Annotated in this window: 17 protein-coding genes and 1 tRNA gene; 10 read left to right on the top strand and 8 right to left on the bottom strand. The window is 29.2% G+C overall.

Annotated elements, in window-relative coordinates; translation table 11 throughout:
• Positions 1-168: 168 nt before the first annotated feature.
• The 4 genes from L992_RS03210 (at position 169) to L992_RS03225 (ending at position 2,464) form a co-directional block, all read left to right on the top strand.
• Positions 169-1,233 carry a reverse transcriptase/maturase family protein gene (locus L992_RS03210; RefSeq protein WP_052193894.1) on the top strand — a complete coding sequence of 355 codons (1,065 nt, stop codon included), beginning with the start codon at positions 169-171 and terminating at the stop codon, positions 1,231-1,233.
• On the top strand, positions 1,226-1,474 hold the full coding sequence (locus tag L992_RS03215) for a hypothetical protein (protein ID WP_047394391.1): 249 nt from the start codon (positions 1,226-1,228) through the stop codon (positions 1,472-1,474). Before L992_RS03210 ends, L992_RS03215 begins: the two co-directional genes overlap by 8 nt.
• Positions 1,475-1,561: 87 nt before the next feature.
• Positions 1,562-1,978: a hypothetical protein gene (locus L992_RS03220; protein WP_156110637.1), complete on the top strand. Its 417-nt coding sequence runs from the start codon at positions 1,562-1,564 to the stop codon at positions 1,976-1,978.
• A 243-nt stretch (positions 1,979-2,221) separates the two neighbouring features.
• A complete protein-coding gene (locus tag L992_RS03225; protein ID WP_047394396.1) occupies positions 2,222-2,464 on the top strand; it encodes a hypothetical protein in 243 nt (80 codons plus the stop codon).
• A 595-nt stretch (positions 2,465-3,059) separates the two neighbouring features.
• Here L992_RS03225 and L992_RS03230 read toward each other — a convergent pair.
• The 3 genes from L992_RS03230 to yedF all read right to left on the bottom strand — a co-directional run bounded on the left by L992_RS03230 (position 3,060) and on the right by yedF (position 4,045).
• A tRNA-Sec gene (locus L992_RS03230) sits at positions 3,060-3,153 on the bottom strand.
• 29 nt (positions 3,154-3,182) lie between these two features.
• Positions 3,183-3,458: a DUF3343 domain-containing protein gene (locus L992_RS03235; RefSeq protein ID WP_052191685.1), complete on the bottom strand. Its 276-nt coding sequence runs from the start codon at positions 3,456-3,458 to the stop codon at positions 3,183-3,185.
• Positions 3,458-4,045 carry a sulfurtransferase-like selenium metabolism protein YedF gene (gene yedF, locus L992_RS03240; protein WP_047381979.1) on the bottom strand — a complete coding sequence of 196 codons (588 nt, stop codon included), beginning with the start codon at positions 4,043-4,045 and terminating at the stop codon, positions 3,458-3,460. Before yedF ends, L992_RS03235 begins: the two co-directional genes overlap by 1 nt.
• A 170-nt stretch (positions 4,046-4,215) precedes the next feature.
• Between yedF and L992_RS03245 the strand changes: the two genes are divergently transcribed.
• Positions 4,216-5,640 (top strand): amino acid permease, encoded by a 1,425-nt coding sequence (locus L992_RS03245; RefSeq protein ID WP_047381977.1) that lies wholly within the window; start codon positions 4,216-4,218, stop codon positions 5,638-5,640.
• Between the two features lie 39 nt (positions 5,641-5,679).
• On the opposite strand, the gene selB is transcribed toward L992_RS03245, so the two are convergent.
• The 4 genes from selB to aroB all read right to left on the bottom strand — a co-directional run bounded on the left by selB (position 5,680) and on the right by aroB (position 11,965).
• The gene (gene selB, locus L992_RS03250; RefSeq protein WP_047394399.1) at positions 5,680-7,515 is read right to left on the bottom strand and encodes a selenocysteine-specific translation elongation factor; all 1,836 of its coding nucleotides are present in this window, start codon (positions 7,513-7,515) and stop codon (positions 5,680-5,682) included.
• Positions 7,512-8,903 (bottom strand): L-seryl-tRNA(Sec) selenium transferase, encoded by a 1,392-nt coding sequence (selA, locus tag L992_RS03255; RefSeq protein ID WP_047381972.1) that lies wholly within the window; start codon positions 8,901-8,903, stop codon positions 7,512-7,514. The genes selB and selA overlap by 4 nt, the downstream gene beginning before the upstream one ends.
• A gap of 10 nt (positions 8,904-8,913) precedes the next feature.
• Complete coding sequence (gene selD, locus L992_RS03260) at positions 8,914-9,891, bottom strand: selenide, water dikinase SelD (RefSeq protein ID WP_197053376.1); 978 nt, start codon at positions 9,889-9,891, stop codon at positions 8,914-8,916.
• A 94-nt stretch (positions 9,892-9,985) separates the two neighbouring features.
• On the bottom strand, positions 9,986-11,965 hold the full coding sequence (aroB, locus tag L992_RS03265; RefSeq protein WP_052191684.1) for a 3-dehydroquinate synthase: 1,980 nt from the start codon (positions 11,963-11,965) through the stop codon (positions 9,986-9,988).
• 130 nt (positions 11,966-12,095) lie between these two features.
• Between aroB and htpX the strand changes: the two genes are divergently transcribed.
• The 5 genes from htpX (at position 12,096) to L992_RS03290 (ending at position 17,024) form a co-directional block, all read left to right on the top strand.
• On the top strand, positions 12,096-12,932 hold the full coding sequence (gene htpX / locus L992_RS03270; RefSeq protein WP_047394402.1) for a zinc metalloprotease HtpX: 837 nt from the start codon (positions 12,096-12,098) through the stop codon (positions 12,930-12,932).
• 96 nt (positions 12,933-13,028) lie between these two features.
• On the top strand, positions 13,029-13,877 hold the full coding sequence (locus tag L992_RS03275) for a DUF2156 domain-containing protein (RefSeq protein WP_047381967.1): 849 nt from the start codon (positions 13,029-13,031) through the stop codon (positions 13,875-13,877).
• Between the two features lie 28 nt (positions 13,878-13,905).
• Positions 13,906-15,324 carry a leucyl aminopeptidase gene (locus tag L992_RS03280; protein ID WP_047394405.1) on the top strand — a complete coding sequence of 473 codons (1,419 nt, stop codon included), beginning with the start codon at positions 13,906-13,908 and terminating at the stop codon, positions 15,322-15,324.
• Positions 15,325-15,388: 64 nt separating this feature from the next.
• Positions 15,389-16,531 (top strand): enhanced intracellular survival protein Eis, encoded by a 1,143-nt coding sequence (gene eis, locus L992_RS03285; RefSeq protein WP_047381965.1) that lies wholly within the window; start codon positions 15,389-15,391, stop codon positions 16,529-16,531.
• Positions 16,532-16,550: 19 nt separating this feature from the next.
• Positions 16,551-17,024, top strand: a complete 474-nt coding sequence (locus L992_RS03290; protein WP_047381963.1) for a DUF2628 domain-containing protein — start codon at positions 16,551-16,553, stop codon at positions 17,022-17,024.
• A 56-nt stretch (positions 17,025-17,080) separates the two neighbouring features.
• On the opposite strand, the gene L992_RS03295 is transcribed toward L992_RS03290, so the two are convergent.
• On the bottom strand, positions 17,081-17,767 hold the full coding sequence (locus tag L992_RS03295; RefSeq protein ID WP_047381962.1) for an SIMPL domain-containing protein: 687 nt from the start codon (positions 17,765-17,767) through the stop codon (positions 17,081-17,083).
• Positions 17,768-17,776 lie beyond the last annotated feature (9 nt).

Consider the following 17,776-nt stretch of genomic DNA (forward strand, 5'->3'; position numbering starts at 1 on the left):
GCGAATGTGAATATCGGTGCTCACACTTATGTTGAGTGTATTAAAAAAACAGAATTAAATTTTAAAACCTTGCCTCTTGGCAAAACATAAGAGTACAAAAAAGTGTGTTGGTAGATGAAAAATCGAAAACTCACGAAAACTTTCAACACAAAAGGAGATACTTGAACAATGAAAAGGTTTGGTGATTTATATGATAGAATATCTAGCTACGATAATCTATTAAAAGCTCATATGATGGCACGTAAAGGAAAGGCTCATTATAGAGAAGTTAAGAAATTAAACGAAGACCCAGAGGGGTATTTAAAAAATTTAGAATGGCATTTAAAAAATGAAACTTACTATGTTACTGCTTCTGATTATAGAATTCAGAAAATAGTAGACAGAGGAAAGGAGCGAGAACTTAAAAAATTAAGTTACTACCCTCATAGAATCGTACAATGGGCAGTGATGTTACAGATAGAACACATACTAATAAAGCATTTCATACATAATACTTTTGCATCCATACCAGGAAGAGGTCTACATGGAGCAGCTGATATTATAAAGAGAGATTTAAAAAATGAAGAAGCAACAAAGTATTGTTTAAAGATAGATGTTAAAAAATTCTATCCATCTATAGATAATAAAATTTTATATAATCTTTTAGAAAAAAAGATAAAAGATAAAAGACTTCTAAGACTTTTGAAAATTATAATATTTTCAGTTGGAGACAAAGGTCAGCCAATCGGGTCGCTCTGGTCACAATATGCTGGAAATTACTATCTGAGTGGATTAGATCATCATATAAAAGAGAATTACAGAATTAAATACTATTATAGATATTGTGATGATATTGTAATTTTACATAGTGATAAAAAATATCTGCACGAACTCAGAAAAGAGATTCAAAGATATATAAGTGAAAATTTAAATCTCACACTAAAAGAGAATTGGCAAGTGTTCCCTGTGAATATTAGAGGGATTGATTTTTTAGGTTATCGTTTCTTTAGAAATTATGCTCTTCTTAGAAAAAGAACAGCAAAAAAATTAAAAAGAAAAATAAGCAAGATTAAAAATAAAAGAGTTCTTAGTTTTACAGATGTCTGTTCATTGAACAGCTACCTTGGATGGACTAAACATTGTGATAGTTATAGATTTAACCAAAAATATTTTGAGCCGTTACAGGGAAAAAGTTATTACAATCACGAAAGTGAGATAAAAAATATAAAATTGGAGGTAAAAAAGTATGAATAATTATTCTTACGCACTAAATCCCAATGTCGTTACAGTTGGGGAAACAGAGTTACATGAAGGAGCTATTTTAAAAAGAAAGTTCTTACCAGGAACAGAGGACCAATATGAATGCAAATTAGTATTTTTCCCAGTTGCAATGGAGGAAAATGGTGTAGAGGTTGAAGAAGTGAAACCTTTTGTTATTAGAGTTAATAACCCTGATTGGGTAATGGAATTTATTCCAGAGGAGTACGAATTATAAAAAATGGATAATATAAAAGAAAATCTCAACTATATCATATCTGAAGAGGATAATGATAAAATTAAATTTAACAAGCTCTACAAGAAGATGAATGACAACAGTATTAAACTTAATGTTGAGAGAGTTGATGTTACAAGCGTCACAGAGACGCATGTGTTTGGTAATATCAGCTTGAACTTACAAGATAAGGTAAAAGTATACCCTTTCATTTGTAAGCCTTTAGAATTGAATACAGAGCTTCATAATATAATTATAAATTTAAAAAAGTTAATTATATTTGAGGAACTTGGAATTGTTCCAACTGTTCCAACTGCTTCAGAGAAAAGTGCAGCAGGTGGTATAACAGATAAACAAAAAGTTTTGTTAAGGGATAAATTGGAATCAAACTTAAAAGATACAATAAATTCTAAATTAACAGAATTTGGAGTATCTAGTATAGATGAATTAAATAAACAACAAGCTTCGCAAATTATAGATATATTCCATAAAAGTTCTAGGAGGTGATTTTATAAAAAGTAGTATAATCATTAAAGTTTTAGAACTATTTACTAAAAGAGTTAAATCAGGGGAAAAAGGACAAGAGATTGAGATAAAAAAAATAGATGAATTTAAATTGTTTATAGCTATAATAGCATTGATATTTGTAGCTGTATGTAGTTTAAATGAGCTTATACCATCGCTTGAGGTAAGCCCATGGTGGTATGAGAATACAGAAAAGGTACTTGCTTACCTATTTGGAGGGAATTAATGCAGCTAGATGTGGGAATGATTAGGGAGGTTGGACTACTGGGGGCAATAGCTATCTTAGCTTTTAAATTGTATGTCTCAAAAGATGTACAACAGAATGCCCAGAACGATTTATTAGTACAAAATTTAATGGAATCAAATAAGAAAAAAGATGAACTGTTAGAAAGAACAGTTTCAAACTTTGAAAAAACAATGGACAGTATAGTTAAGAAATTAGAGGATATAGATAAGAAAATTGGATAATAAAAAGAGCTTGAAAAGCTCTTTTTTTGTTTTATATATAATTTCTATCTGCCTGCACTTAAAATGCACTCAAAAATTTTAAAAAACAGTAGAATGAACTATCGAAAAAAAGATAAAGTCAATAAAATCAAGCAAAATAAACTGTATAGAATAGAATAAAAAGTAATGGATATTACGGATATATATGAGTAATTCTTTAATTTCCCTTGAGTTTATCAAGGGTATTTATTAACTTAATAATATTGCTCTTAAAGTGTAATTTTAAAATAAAATTTAATGAAAATTAGTGAATTTAAGAACGTTTATTTATGAGAGATAATACCATAAATTCATAAATAATTCAACCATTTTTTAACATATAGAGGATTCTAATTTTTTATATGCAATAAACAAACTTCAAGGTTTACAAAATATTTAATATAAAAAGTTTGACAAACAAACAGTTATATAATACAATACGGTGTAAATGTTGTTATTTACGCCAACCAAAAAATTAGTCAAAAAAATGAAGACCATTCCCAGGGTCTTCTTTTTTTATATAATTTATTGTAATAAAAAAAGCCTCACTATTTAGTGAGGCTGAAATTTTTTAAATTGGCGGAAGCGTGTAGGAATCGAACCTACCAGCGATTTGACTCGCCAAGACAGTTTTGAAGACTGCTGAGTACACCAGTAGCTCACCCGCTTCCAATTTATAAAATTATTATAGCATAAAAAATTAAAAATTAAAAGGGGAAAAAGTTTTTTTAAAACCAATTTTTTCACAAAGATAGATACTGTATATATTCTCTTCAATATCATTTTCTTTAAAAAGTGAAATTATTTTATGTATATCTTCTATTTCAGCTTTAATAGAAAATCCACAACTAGACTTTAATTCTCCAGGAAGTGGAATTATTTGTACAGAAACTCCAGCTTCAAGTAAAAATTTCTCAATTTTCATAACTAAATGAGTAGAATCAAAGGTTATAATTAAAAATTTTTCAATATTCATTATGGTCTAATCACCTTTTTAGCTTTTATTTGTTGTTCTATAATATTATACATGTTAGTTACTGAACCAGTACCTAAAGATGTTTCTAAATGATAGAAATTAAGACAAGCTCCACAAGATAAAATTTCGACTCCTCTTTCCTCTAAAGTTTTTAAGTCTTTTATAGTTGATTCATTTGAAGCTGTTAAAAATACACCTCTGTTATAGAAGAGAATAGCTTTAGGAAGATTTTCCATCTCTGTAAGGGTGTAGATAAATCCTTTCATAAGTGTTTCTCCTAGTGCTGAATCCCCATCTCCCATTTTGTCAGAAGCTATAACAATAACAGTATCATCATTTTCTAATTTAACAGATTCATTTACATTTAAAAGTGAAGATTTTTTTTCTATTTGGATTAAAAAGATATCGCCTTCACTTTTAGAAGAAAAAGAATATCCCATCTCTTTAGAGAATTTTTCAATATTTTCTTTAGAGATTTTATTGTCGACAGATATTTCGATAGTACCTTCTGTTATATTTTTTAAAGCGTTTTTAGTCATAATAACTGGCATAGGACAAGTTTGCCCAATTGCATTAACTTTTATCATAAAACTCCTCCTCATAATTATTTATATACGTTTAATTATACAATATTTAAAACAAAAATTATACTTTTAAATTAAGAAACTTAGTGAAATAAAATCGTTGATTTTTGATGTAAAAGATGGTACTATAAAGGCTGTTTTTAAAAGATAATATAAAAAATAAGGAGTTGAGAATGAACAAGAAATATCTATCTGTATCATCTTTAGTAATGATGATATTCTTAGGAGTATTTGGATTTGGAAATATTGCCAATAATTTTAAAGAAGTAGGAATGTCTTCCGCCACGATGTTAGTTATCGGAATTGTTTTTTACTTCTTACCACTATGTTTGATAATGGCTGAATTTGGATCTTATGCTAAAGATAGAACAAGTGGAATATACTCATGGATAGAGATTGGATTAGGAAAGAAAATGGCATATTTTGCGATATGGTCATATTTTATAGCAAATATATTTTATCTACCAACACTAGCAACAAGAGTACCTACATATTTAAGTTTTGGATTATTTGGTGATGCTAACATGTCAAATTCAGAGACAGCGTTGTTATCACTTGTAGCATTAGTTATATCATTGGTTATTGGAGTTAAATATCAGAAAGCAATAGGGGCTTTATCAAAACCAGTTGGATATATCTCTTTATTTACAGTTTTAATATTTTTATTAGCGGGAGTATATTTACATATGACAGGTGGAAGTGCGACTGAGTTAACAGTTGATATGTTTACGATAGATGTATCTTCTAAAACAGAGCTAGCAAAAGCCTTGGGGTCATTCTCTTGGATACTATTTGCATTTGGAGGAGGAGAAGTTGTAGGTCCATATGTAAATCAAGTAAAAGAACCTGAGAAAAATTTTGTAAAAGGATTATTAATAGCATCACTTTTAATAGGAGCTCTTTATGTGATTGGAATCATTTCTGTTTCAGCGTTTGGAACTCAAGAAGATTTTTCGAAAATATCTTTAATAAATGCAGTTTTAGCAGGATTTAAATTTATGGGAGATAAAATTGGACTAGGAATGTGGTTTGTTAAACTGATGGGGTTAGCATACACGTTGATAACATTGGTGGCATTGATTTTATGGAGTACATCATTAGCAGCGGGAGTATTCAGTGAGGCACCAGAAGGAACATTCCCGGATTGGTTAACTAAAAAATCTGAGAAAACAGGAATTTTAATAAACGCTTTGGTATTCCAAACAATATTAGCATTTTTATTTATAGCTTTAACGATTTTCGGAGGAGAGGCAGCAGGAGAGTTATATTATAGAGTTTATGATATGACAACAATGGCATTGATAGTTCCATACTTCTGTTTGGGAATAAGTTACATATTCTTTAGAAAGAAAGGGATTAAATCACCATTCCAAATTTCTAAAAATGATACATTATCAATATTTGCTGGAATTTCAGTATCAGCGATGACATTTATAGCCTTTATTTTTGCAGGATATAATTTTACTGTTCCAGTTCTTCAACAGATGGAAAAAATTAAATTATATTATGGTGGTTTATTGATGTTTATGTTAATTGGAATATCAATTAAGTATCTAAGTGAGAAGAGTCATAAAGCAAAAGAGAATAGAAATAAGTAAAAACAGAGGGTAGTATTATACTACCCTTTATTTTTTTAATTATAGTAAAACTCTATAATCATCTATTTTTTTAGTTATTTTATTATGATCAAATTCTTCAAGATATATTAAAGCAATTTTTCGACTACAGCCTAAAAGATCTTTAAATTGAGCAAGAGTAATTTTGTCATTGTTATTGAAAAAGAGATTTAATTGAGTTAAAGCTTCTTTATAAAAACCATTTAAAATAAAAATCTCGCCAATCTCTATTATAAAATTATTTTTTAAAAGATATATGAAAATATCTTTAAACAATTTATTCTTAAAGAGGTCATTTAATTTATTCTTGTTAATGCCATTAAATTTTTCTTTTTTTAAAATAGAATAAATTTCATCTTTCATATTTTTTTCGTCTTTAGATAATTTAACTTTAAAACTTTCCAAAGAAACGAATCCATTAACCTCTTTAAAATATTCTGGAAAAAGTTTAATTATATTTAGATTATTAAAAAAGATACTGTTAATAGTGGCTGAAGATACTCCAAGACTTAGAGGATTCTGTTTGTGGAAATTCTCTAGGTAAAGAGATATGTTTGACTTTATTTTTTCAAAATTATTTTTATGAATCAATAGATCTTCATCATGAAATAAAAGGATATCTTTTTCTTTCGAAAGATCTATCTCTTTTAAATTAAACTCTTTTTTTAGATTTTGAATTGAAACGAAAAAACCTTCATCTAAAAGATATTCAGAGAAATTGATTTTTTTATTTAAAAAATAGTTTAACTTTTTGAGATATTTTAAATTATTTTTTTTAGTTGGAACAGCATTTGGGTTTAAAATACGAATACCACCTAATAATGTAGACTGAGAAAGGCTCCTTAATATTCCAATATCGTCAAAGTCAACACAGATATACTCATCCATTATTAATTGAAAGAAAATAGAATCTGAATATTCATCTTTAAGATATTTTAGCTTACCGTAATATTCAGCAGTTCCTATATTTAATCTTATTTTTGTATTATTCTTTGGAGTTTCACCATTATATATTTTAGAGAATAAGACATCTAATATTTTTGTATAAATAATAGAACCATTACTAAGAATCGCCCCTCTTTTAACATCTTTTGCATTTATATTACTAATATTCAGAGCACATCTTTGATGAGAGAAAACTTGTTCGACATCTTTTCCATGAACTTGAATTCCTTTAATTTTAACTTTTTGCCCTTGTGGAAAAATAGTTAAAATATCACCTTTTCGAATATTTCCAATAGAGGTCCCACTAACAATAGTTCCAATTCCTTTAGGAGAATAGATTTTATCGATATCCAATCTGAAGAAATCAGAACTCTTCGAAGTAGATTGTTTAGAGGTTTCGAATAAACTTAATTCAGATATAATTAAGTTATAAAGAGTTTTAAAGGTTTGAGGATCTTTTGAACTAACTTCAATAATTGGAAAATTATTAAAGTAACCATCTGAAAAAGTTTGAGATATTTCAGCTTTGAGTTCTGAAACTCTAGAATCACTGACTAAATCTCTTTTTGATAAAACGATAATTCCGTGTTCAACTCCTAATAATTTTAAAATCTCTTTATGTTCAATAGTTTGTGGCATAATTCCATCATCAGCAGCAATAAGAAAAAGAACAAAATCAATTCCTTTAGCTCCAGCAACCATATTTTTTATAAATTTTTCATGTCCAGGAACGTCAATTATGCTTATAGTTTTTCCATCAGGTGTAAGGAGAGGGGCAAAACCAAGATCAATGGTCATGCCCCTTTCTTTTTCCTCTTTTGAATTATCAGTATCTATATCTGTTAACATTTTTACTAAAGTTGTTTTACCGTGATCAATATGACCAGCAGTTCCTATAACCCAGTTTCTCATAAACTTCTACTTTCTAAAAAAACTTTAAAACTATTTAAAATAATTGAGTACTCATCACTGTGAATAGTTTTTAAATCTATAATAAAATGATCATTTTGAATTCTACCTACGATTGGTGTAGAAGCTTTTAAGAAAAACCTATTCAATTGCACAGAATCTAGAGATTTTATAAGAACACCATAACTTTCAATACTTGCATCAGGCATTGAACCTCCACCAATAATTGCAGAAGTTTTGATGATGTCGCAATCAATGTTAAGAGTTTCTAATAGACTTTTTAAAATATTGGCTCTATCTAAAACGTTTTCTAGAGGTTCTAAGATTCTATTTAAAGTAGGATTTTTTTCAACAGCCACTTTTTCATCACAATATTGTTTAAAAACAAACTCAAGAGCTGTTATAGTCATTTTACAAACTCTAAAAGCTCTTAAAAATTGATTTTTTTTAAGTCTATCGATTAAAGATTTTTTACCTATAATAACTCCACATTGAGGACCACCAAGAAGTTTGTCGCCGCTAAAAGTTATTAAATCCATTCCTGATTGGATAGAATCAAAAATAGTTGGTTCTTTTTTTATTCCATATTTCGAAAAATCAACAAGTACACCACTACCTAAATCTTCCATAGAGATTATGTTTTTATCTTTTGCTAAATCAGCAATCTCTTTATTGCTAACAGATTTGGTAAATCCGGAGATATGGTAGTTCGATGTATGTACTTTCAAAAGCATAGATGTGTTTTCATTTATAGCTTTTTCATAGTCGATAAGATGAGTTCTATTTGTAGTTCCAATTTCAACTAACTTAGCGTTAGATAATTCCATAATATCTGGAATTCTAAAAGAACCACCAACTTCAACAAGTTCTCCTCTTGAAATAACAACCTCAGTGTTTTTACTAAATTCATTTAAACACAACATAACAGCAGCAGCATTGTTATTAACAACAAGAGCTGCTTCAGCTCCAGTTACCTTGGCTATAAGGTCTTCAACATGAGAATATCTGCTTCCTCTTTCACCAGTCTTTAGATCGAACTCTAAGTTACTGTATCCAGCAAGTGAATTAGCTAGATGATCAATTAGTTCTTTAGAAAATAGAGCTCTACCTAAATTTGTATGTAGAATAGTTCCAGTTCCATTTATAACTCTTTTTAAGTTGAATTCTAAATTTTTTGATAATGATTTAGTAATCTCAATCTCTATATCATCTAATGAATAGCTAGAGATAGTTTCATTTAAAATATTTTTTCTGAAAAGATTAATGCTTTCATTTACAGCATCATAAATTTCTTTATATGGTTTATCTTTAAAAAACTCTTTCTCTTTAAGTAGATCAATTATTTTATCTACTTTTGGTAGGTTTCTTAAAAGAGTTTGTTTGTTATTCATAATTTTCCCCTTATCTAACTACAATATATTTTCCAGTAAATTTATCAACAGTTCCAATTAAAGCTGATTTTATTTTTAAGTTATTTAGTTTTTGCATAACTTCTGCAGCATATTTTGAAGGAAGAGAAAATAGTAGTCCACCAGATGTTTGTGGATCTAACATAATCTCTTGTAGCCAGAATGGAACAGAGGATATATCTACTTTATTGTTTAAGTAGTTTCTATTTTTTTGTCCCATAGAGTTTATATAGAACTCTTTAGCAAAATCTTTTGCAATATCAATATATGGAATAAGTTCCTGTTCTAAAGTAAATGTTTTTTCTGATGCGACAGCCATCTCGTAAGCATGACCTAAGAATCCAAATCCTGTGATATCTGTACATGCAGAAACAGGATAGTTCTTAATGATCTCAGCAGAGTATTTATTTAAAGTAGTCATAACTTCAATCCACTCTTCTCTTACATCTTCAGATAAAGTTTCCACTTTTGTAGCTGTTGATATAATACCAGTTCCTAAAGGTTTTGTAATAATTAAAACATCCCCATCTTCAGAACCGTAGTTTTTAAAAACTTTATCTGGATGTACTAAACCAGTTACAGATAATCCATACTTTATTTCAGGATCGTGAATAGAGTGTCCACCACTTAGAACAGCTCCTGATTCAGCTATTTTTTCTGCTCCTCCTCTTAAAATCTCACCTAAGATTTCAATATTTTCCTTTTCAGGGAAACAAACGATATTCATTGCGGTTCTAGGTTCTCCGCCCATCGCATAAACATCACTTAAAGAGTTCGCAGCAGCGATTTGCCCGAATATATACGGGTCGTCAATCATAGGAGTGAAAAAATCTAAAGTTTGTATTAAAGCTATATCATCTGTTAATTTATATATAGCAGCATCATCAGATTTTTCAAATCCTACAATAAGATTTTTATCTTCCACACTCGGAAGATTTTTTAATAAATTTGAAAGAACCTCCGGTCCTATTTTACTCGCTCAACCACCGATTGAACATCTATCTAATAAAAGTTTCATTATAACCTCCTCTATCATTAAAATGAATTTTTAAATTATACCATATTTATATGTTTAATACCATACCACCTTCTAAATTATCAACAGTAGAAACAGTGATACTAGATTTATTTAGAATTTCTAAAAGTGTCAATAAAATTAAATTTCCAGCGATAATCACATCGGCTCTGTTAGGCTCTAATCCAATTATCTTTTTTCTATCATCTAAAGTTTTACTTAAAAATAGGAAAAGATTTTCTTCTAAATCGAATTTAGTAAGAACATGGCCATTAACTTCATTTTCTATAAACTTAGGAAGCCTTTTGACAATACTGACATTTGTGGTTACTGTTCCAGCCACTCCAATAATTTTAAATGAATTTTGACTAAATTTACTCAATTCATTGAAAAACCCTTTTAAATAGTTACGAGCTGAAAGTAGTGTCTCTTCGTTATAGTTTTCACCAGCAAAGAACATCTCTGTTAATTTTACAACTCCGATTGGAAAACTTTTAACATAATCTATTCCATTGTAGTTACCAATAGTTATTTCGCTACTTCCACCACCGACATCAATAGTAGCAATTTTTTCTCTGTATATATTGCTATTCCCGTTGAAGCTTAACTTCGCTTCGATCTCGCCAGGAATAACAAGAGTATTTATATCAAATTCATTTTTGATTCCTTGAACAAACATACTTCCATTGCTAGCTTCTCTAGTAGCGGCCGTAGCAAAAGCGATAAGTTCAGTGACTCCCATAGAATCAGATTTTTCTTTGAATTTTTTAATTATTTCATAAGTTTTTTCAATAGATTCTTTAGATAATACACCAGTTTGATTTAGATTTTTTCCTAATCTAGAAACTTCTAAATCTTTAAAAATAGGAGTTATTATCTCAATTTTATTATTAGACTTCTCAACTTCAGCAATAAAAATTCTACATGAGTTAGTTCCAATATCGATAACACCTTTTAAAATCCTATTTTTGAAATGTCTATTAGCTTCTAAAATAATATCTTTTTCAACAGGTAGATTTTCAAAAACTCCATTTTTATCTATAATAAATTTAATTTTGCTATAACTATTTTTTTTGTCTTTTTTCATTACATTGATTAACATCTCTTCATCTATATAGATAGGATTTGAATCGATTCTATATAGTTTAAAAAGTTCAATGATAGAATTTATATATACATCAGTTGTAAAACCTAAAAGTTTTGATATTTGAAGTTCAAATACAATTCCTTTTGCAACCCCTTCACCATGGGACATGTGTTCATAGTCAAAAAGTGTTTCTAGTGCATGTCCATAAGTGTGGCCAAGATTTAGAAATGCTCTATCGGCTTTTTCAAATTCATCTTTTTCAACAAAATCTTTTTTAATTTTACAAGATTCATAAATCATCTCAATTAAAACTTCAGGCTTTAATTTTAGAATCTCTCGGTATGAATCTATAAGGAATTTTTGATAAGATTTATCTGTAGAAATTATGCTATGCTTTATAACTTCTCCCATTCCAGATTTAAATTGACACTGTGGAAGTGTTTTTAAAAAATCAATATCAATAATTACAGCTATTGGCTGTTTAAAAGCACCGATTAAATTTTTTCCAAGTGGATGATTAATAGCAACCTTTCCACCAATACTAGCATCAACCTGTGCCAATAAAGATGTTGGAACTTGTAAAAAATCTAGACCTCTCATAAATGTAGAGGCGATAAAACCACCTAAATCACAGATAACTCCACCACCGACACAGATGATTAAAGAGTTTCTAGAAAAATTATTTTCTATTAAAAATGAATATATCTCCATAGTGGTATCCATATTTTTATGAATCTCACCATCTTCAATTTTATATGTATAGGTTTTCTTTTTTGGTAGATTAGATAAAACTTTATGAGCATATAAATCTCCGATAGTTTTATTTGTTAAAAGTAGTATTTTGTCGTAATTTTCAGTAAACTCATTAAGTCTATTTATTGTATTTTGTCCAATAAGAATGTCGTATGAATTTATAGAGGTTTTCATAACTAAATTTTTCATAGAACTCTCCTTTTCTTTTTTGTTGTTACACTATATAAAGTATAATATTTTTATTAAAAAAAAGCAAATTTACAAAATATAAAAAGTATGGTATTTTATAGAAAAGTCAAAAAGAATCTGGAGGTTAAAAATGCAAGGATTTAAAACATTTATATTAATGCTAGTAATGACTTTCCTATTGCTATTTATAGGTGGAGCTATAGGTGGAAGAAATGGAATGACAATCGCTTTAGTTTTTGCAGGAGTAATGAATTTTGTATCATATTGGTTTAGTGATAGAATTGTTTTATCTATGTATAGAGCACAAGAGTTACCAGAGAATCATAAAGTATATTGGATAACTAAAAAATTAGCTGAAAGTGCAGGATTACCTATGCCCAAGGTCTATATGATAAACGAAAGTCAGCCAAATGCATTTGCAACAGGAAGAAATCCGCACCATGCAGCAGTTGCTGTTACAAGAGGATTGGTAGAATTGATGGATGATAATGAGCTAGCAGGAGTTATAGGTCACGAGTTAGGCCATGTATCAAATAGAGATATACTAATTCAAAGTGTAGCTGCGACATTAGCTGGAGCTATTGCTTATATGGCTAACATGGCAAAATGGGCTGCAATTTTTGGTGGTGGAAGAAGAGATGATGATGATAATCATGGTGGAATTTTTGGTCTTTTAGCGATAAGTATTTTCGCACCATTAGCAGCAATGATGATCCAGATGGCTATTTCAAGAAGTAGAGAGTATAAAGCTGATAAGTTTGGAGCAAAAGTAGCGGGACATCCAAGATATCTAGCTAATGCTTTAAGAAAGTTGGAATCATACTCAACAAGAATTCCAATGGATGCAGCACCGGCAACAGAAAATATGTTTATTGTATCACCACTAGCTGGAAATAAGATGGCTAATTTATTTAGTACGCATCCAAGTACAGCTGAAAGAATAAGAAGATTAGAAGAGATGAATTAATAAGTTTGAGCTAGATTTAAATCTGGCTCTTTTTATTTGACAACAGATGAGATATTGTTATATACTTTCAATAGTATATAAAGGCGGTGTAGAATAATGAACTGGAAGAGATTGTTAACAGAAAGTAGAGCTGAAATTAATGAATTTTTAGAAAATAGATTTGAGACATCAGATCTAAACTTTACAAATTTTTATTTATGGAGTTTTAGCGAAAATATAGAATACGCAATTCAAGATGATGTTCTTTATATAAGAGGTTATTACGAAGGAAAAGAGTATTACTTTGCACCAATTTCTAGAGAGAGAAATCAGAAAAAAATAATAGATGCAGTTAAATGGATAAAAAACCAAAATGGAAAACTAGTATTTATTCCTGAGGAGTATGCACAGTTTTTAGAAGGTGATTTTGAATTGAAAGAGGAGAGAGATTCCTTTGATTATATCTATCTAAGAGAAGATTTAGCATTTTTAAAAGGAAGAAAATTTTCTTCGAAAAAAAATAAAGTAAATAAATTTATAAAAACATATGAGTATACATATGAAAAAATTTCAGATAGTAATATTGAAGAGGTTAGAGCTTTTCAACAAAAATGGAGTGAAAATAGAAAAGATGATGAGATAATTTTATCTGAAACTCTAGGAATTGAAGGAGTTTTAAATAACTATGAGAAACTGAAGTTGAGAGGTGGAGTTTTAAAGGTAGATAACAGGATTGTAGCTTATGCAATTGGTGAGAAGTTAACAGAAAATATGGGTGTCGTTCATATAGAGAAGGGAGACTTTGAATACATGGGAAGTTATCAGATGATAAATATGCTTCTTGCTAGAGAGGAGTTTCCAGATGTTGAATTTTTAAATAGAGAGGATGACTTTGGAAGCTTAGGTTTGAGAGAGGCTAAATTGTCATATCAACCGATTAAATTTTTAAAAAAATATAGTATGTAAGATAATACAAGAGCTGAGGAGGTAATTTATGTTTAACGTTATTAATAAGATAGGGAAAAGTTATGATTTAAATGTTGCTTTAACATTTGAAGGTGAAGTGGAGATTTGTGAGCATATCTCGGCAGGGAATAGGGAATTAATAAAGAAGTTGATAGATAAAAAAGAGTTTACAGGGAAAAAAGGCGAGTTATTAAAAGTAGATTTTTTAGAGGGAGAGTATCTGATTTCAATGGCTTTTCTTGGAATGGGAAAAGAGGATGAGTTTAGCCTTGATATCTATAGAGAAGTGATGTTTGATTTCTTATCTAAAGAGAAAGGTTCTATTTTAATATCTTCAGATAAAACTATTCTTACAAATTATGAAATCTTAGGAGAGATAGTATCTAATGTTAACTATTCATTTGATTCGTTCAAAGAGAAGAAAGCTGAAAAATTACAAGTAGAATTATTCATCTCAGGAGAGGAGAAAAACATTTCAGAAACTGTTCTATTAGGAGAAGCTACGGATATAGCGAGAGATTTAGTTGATCAACCAGCAAATGTTATTAATCCAGTTACTTTAGCACAAAAAGTGGTTGAGTTAGGAGCTGTATACGGATTTGAAGTAGAGATCTTAGATGAAAATGATATAGAGAGATTAGATATGAATCTACTATTAGCTGTTGGAAGAGCGTCAATAACAAAACCTAGATTAATAGTGATGAGATATTTAAATGGAAAAGACAAGAATGAAAGAATAGGATTGATAGGAAAAGGGTTAACTTATGATACAGGGGGTCTTTGTATAAAACCAGCAGACTCTATGTTTGAAATGAAAAGCGATATGGCAGGAGCAGCCTCTGTTATAGGTGCTATGTGTGCTATTGCAGCAGGAAAAGTGGAGAGAGATGTTATAGCGATTGTTCCAGCTTGTGAAAATGCTATAAATGAAAATGCTTATAGACCTGGAGATATTATAAAATCAATGAATGGAAAAACAGTAGAGATTATAAATACAGATGCAGAAGGAAGATTAGCTTTAGCGGATGCAATAACTTATGCTGTAAGAAATGAAAAGGTTACTGAGATTGTAGATATAGCAACACTAACTGGAGCGATAATGGTAGCCTTAGGAAGTTTAACTACAGGAGTATTCTCAAATTGTGATGAGAAATATAATATGATAGAAAAGGCAAGTAAAATCCATGGAGAAAAAGTTTGGAGAATGCCATTATTTGAGGAGTATGCAGAACAATTAAAATCTACAGTTGCAGATGTCAAGCATACAGGTGGAAGAATGGGAGGTTCTGTAACAGCGGCTAAATTCTTAGAAGGATTTGCTGAAGGATTACCATGGATACATATGGATATAGCGGGAACTTCATTTAATAGTAGTGTTAAATGGCTTAAAAAAGGTGCAACAGGTGTAGGAGTAAAAGCTTTATATTCTTATGTAAAAAATAGATAAAAATTTTAAAAGGTGAGATAAGAAAGTTATGCTCACCTTTAATTTTATAGGTGGTGAAATTTTCATGATAGAAAATCAATTGAAAAAAATGTGGAGAGATCTTTTTTGTGATGAAATTGAATACATAAATTGGTATTTTGAGAGGATTTATAAAGAGAAAACTACAAATGTAGCCCTAGAAAATGAGATATTAGTAGGTATGTTATATCAAAACTATTATCATTTATCCATAGATAGAGATAGGTTTTTAGGACGTTATCTTGTTGGGGTTGGGGTAACGCCAGAAAAAAGAGGAGAGGGAGTTATGAAATCTCTTCTTTTAAAAACCATGAAAGAAGCTTATGAATATGGAGAAGAGTTTATATATTTGACTCCAATCGATAAAAATATCTATGAGAGATTTGGATTTGGATTTATATCAAAACTTTCGATGTATAATCTACCTTTTTTTAAACTAGAAGATATGAAAAAAGAGTTTAGAGTTCAAAAAATTTCAGAAGAGAATTATGATGAAAAACTTTTAATAGATTTAAAAGAATTTTATAGAGAGATTACAAAAGAGTTTTACATAAGTGTGGCTAGAGAGAAAGATGACTATAAAAATATTTTATCAGAGATATTTTGTGAAGAGGGAAATGTTTATCTAAGTTATGATATAAGTGGGAAAATAAATGGGTATATGAGTATACTCAGAGATGAGAGTATATTTATAAAAGAGCTTTTATTTAAAGAGAAAGCTGCGTTAGAAACACTACTATCGGTTGTTTATGGATATAAGGATTACGCAGATGAAATTAAAATCATATTACCTGAAAACACATATTTAGAAGATTACTTTAAAAGTGAAAACCAAATAAGAAAAACTTCGAAGAATAAAATTCAAGTTAGAATTTTAAGAGTTGAAAAGACTTTAAATAGGCTTTCAAAGGAGATGTTTGATGGTGAAGACTTAACTATTTATATTCAAGATAACTACATACATGAAAATACAGGGGTATATAAAGTAAGAAAAAATAATGTAGAAAAAACAGAAGGTGAATTTGATATAAGTTTAAGCATAAGAGATTTCACAGTCATGGCTTATGGATTTAGAGATTTTAACTCTTTAAAAAAAATAGAAAGTTTTTATATAAAAAATAAGGATAAAGAGGAGATGTTAAGTAGAATATTTAAGAAGAGAATAAACTATTTTAACCAAGACTTTTAATTATTTTTAAGGAGGGGCCATGGAGAGTAGGATAGACTATGTAGATAAACACCTCGGAAGTTTAGAGGATTTTGTAAGAGGGAGTTCAAAATATTATTTAGAAACTTGGAGAAGTGACAAAATAAAATTTAATTTCGCTGCATTTTTATTTGAAGCTCTGTGGTTTGCTTATAGAAAAATGTATGATTGGGCATTTGTCTTGTTGACAATAAATATTTCAATAAATCTATTGACATTTTTGGTTCTTATAAAAACTAAGTTTTACATGGGAGGAATGTTATTAACCCTTGTAATTAGAATTTTTTTAGGTTTTAAAGCAAATGATATATATTATAACAGAGCAAAAAAAATTCTTGAAAAGTGTGAGTTTGAACCCGAAGATAAAGATTGTGGGACAAGTTTATTGGGTGTTTCCTTAATAGTATTTTTAGGGATAATATTTCAAGTTTTATTGGATTTTTATTTGGGGATTACTTTATATTATCAAAGTTAAAAAGAGCTAGACAAGGTGACTAAAACTTGTCTAGCTTTATTAAATTTGAATTAAAATTATTTCTCCATATAGAAAGTGACGTTTAAACTGGCAGTAACTTCGATGTTACTTGGAACAGTTACTGGAATTGGAGCACTATCACCTTTGAATGTTCCATTGAGCATAAATGGAAGTGGTCTAGGTGAATTGAAGTTTAAATCGATATTTTTAGGAGTTATTTTTAAATTTTCTAAGTTTGCAATTAAAGAAGCTTTAGATTTTGCATCCTCATAAGCTAATTTATAAGCGTTATTTTCAAGCTCTTTTCTATCTGCAATATAAAAATTTACTTCTCCAATATTATTTACTCCGCCTTTATTTAAAGCTGTTAAAATTTCACCTGCGTTTTTCAAATCGTTGCTTGTTATTGTTATTTGATTTCTAACAAAATATTTCATATCGTTATTAGAATTGCTGTTTGTATTGTAGTCAGTTCTATAATTTAAAGTATAATTTTCGGTTTTTAGGTTACTATCTTTTAGTCCAGCTTTCTTTAGAAGCTTTATTGTGTTGTTGATGATATTTGTGTTTTCAGTTATAGCTGTTTTAGATTCTTTATCAGAAGTTTCAACGGTAGCTATAAGTGAAAATGTATCTGGTTTTCCAGAGACAGTTCCTGTTCCTGTAACGGATATTGTCGGAGTATCATTAGCAAGAACTACAGAAGATGCTAAAATGAAAATAGAAGTTACTATCTTTTTCATGATTAAAAC

The organism is Cetobacterium sp. ZOR0034, assembly GCF_000799075.1.
In the GTDB taxonomy this organism is placed as follows: domain Bacteria; phylum Fusobacteriota; class Fusobacteriia; order Fusobacteriales; family Fusobacteriaceae; genus Cetobacterium_A.

Coding starts and splice junctions, on each gene's coding strand:
- L992_RS03280 (WP_047394405.1), top strand. CDS start 13,906: ATGTTTAACGTTATTAATAAGATAGGGAAAAGTTATGATTTAAATGTT.
- L992_RS03245 (WP_047381977.1), top strand. CDS start 4,216: ATGAACAAGAAATATCTATCTGTATCATCTTTAGTAATGATGATATTC.
- L992_RS03295 (WP_047381962.1), bottom strand. CDS start 17,767: ATGAAAAAGATAGTAACTTCTATTTTCATTTTAGCATCTTCTGTAGTT.
- L992_RS03210 (WP_052193894.1), top strand. CDS start 169: ATGAAAAGGTTTGGTGATTTATATGATAGAATATCTAGCTACGATAAT.
- L992_RS03215 (WP_047394391.1), top strand. CDS start 1,226: ATGAATAATTATTCTTACGCACTAAATCCCAATGTCGTTACAGTTGGG.
- htpX (WP_047394402.1), top strand. CDS start 12,096: ATGCAAGGATTTAAAACATTTATATTAATGCTAGTAATGACTTTCCTA.
- selA (WP_047381972.1), bottom strand. CDS start 8,903: ATGAATAACAAACAAACTCTTTTAAGAAACCTACCAAAAGTAGATAAA.
- aroB (WP_052191684.1), bottom strand. CDS start 11,965: ATGAAAAATTTAGTTATGAAAACCTCTATAAATTCATACGACATTCTT.
- selB (WP_047394399.1), bottom strand. CDS start 7,515: ATGAGAAACTGGGTTATAGGAACTGCTGGTCATATTGATCACGGTAAA.
- L992_RS03290 (WP_047381963.1), top strand. CDS start 16,551: ATGGAGAGTAGGATAGACTATGTAGATAAACACCTCGGAAGTTTAGAG.
- L992_RS03235 (WP_052191685.1), bottom strand. CDS start 3,458: ATGAATATTGAAAAATTTTTAATTATAACCTTTGATTCTACTCATTTA.
- L992_RS03225 (WP_047394396.1), top strand. CDS start 2,222: ATGCAGCTAGATGTGGGAATGATTAGGGAGGTTGGACTACTGGGGGCA.
- L992_RS03275 (WP_047381967.1), top strand. CDS start 13,029: ATGAACTGGAAGAGATTGTTAACAGAAAGTAGAGCTGAAATTAATGAA.
- L992_RS03220 (WP_156110637.1), top strand. CDS start 1,562: ATGAATGACAACAGTATTAAACTTAATGTTGAGAGAGTTGATGTTACA.
- eis (WP_047381965.1), top strand. CDS start 15,389: ATGATAGAAAATCAATTGAAAAAAATGTGGAGAGATCTTTTTTGTGAT.
- yedF (WP_047381979.1), bottom strand. CDS start 4,045: ATGATAAAAGTTAATGCAATTGGGCAAACTTGTCCTATGCCAGTTATT.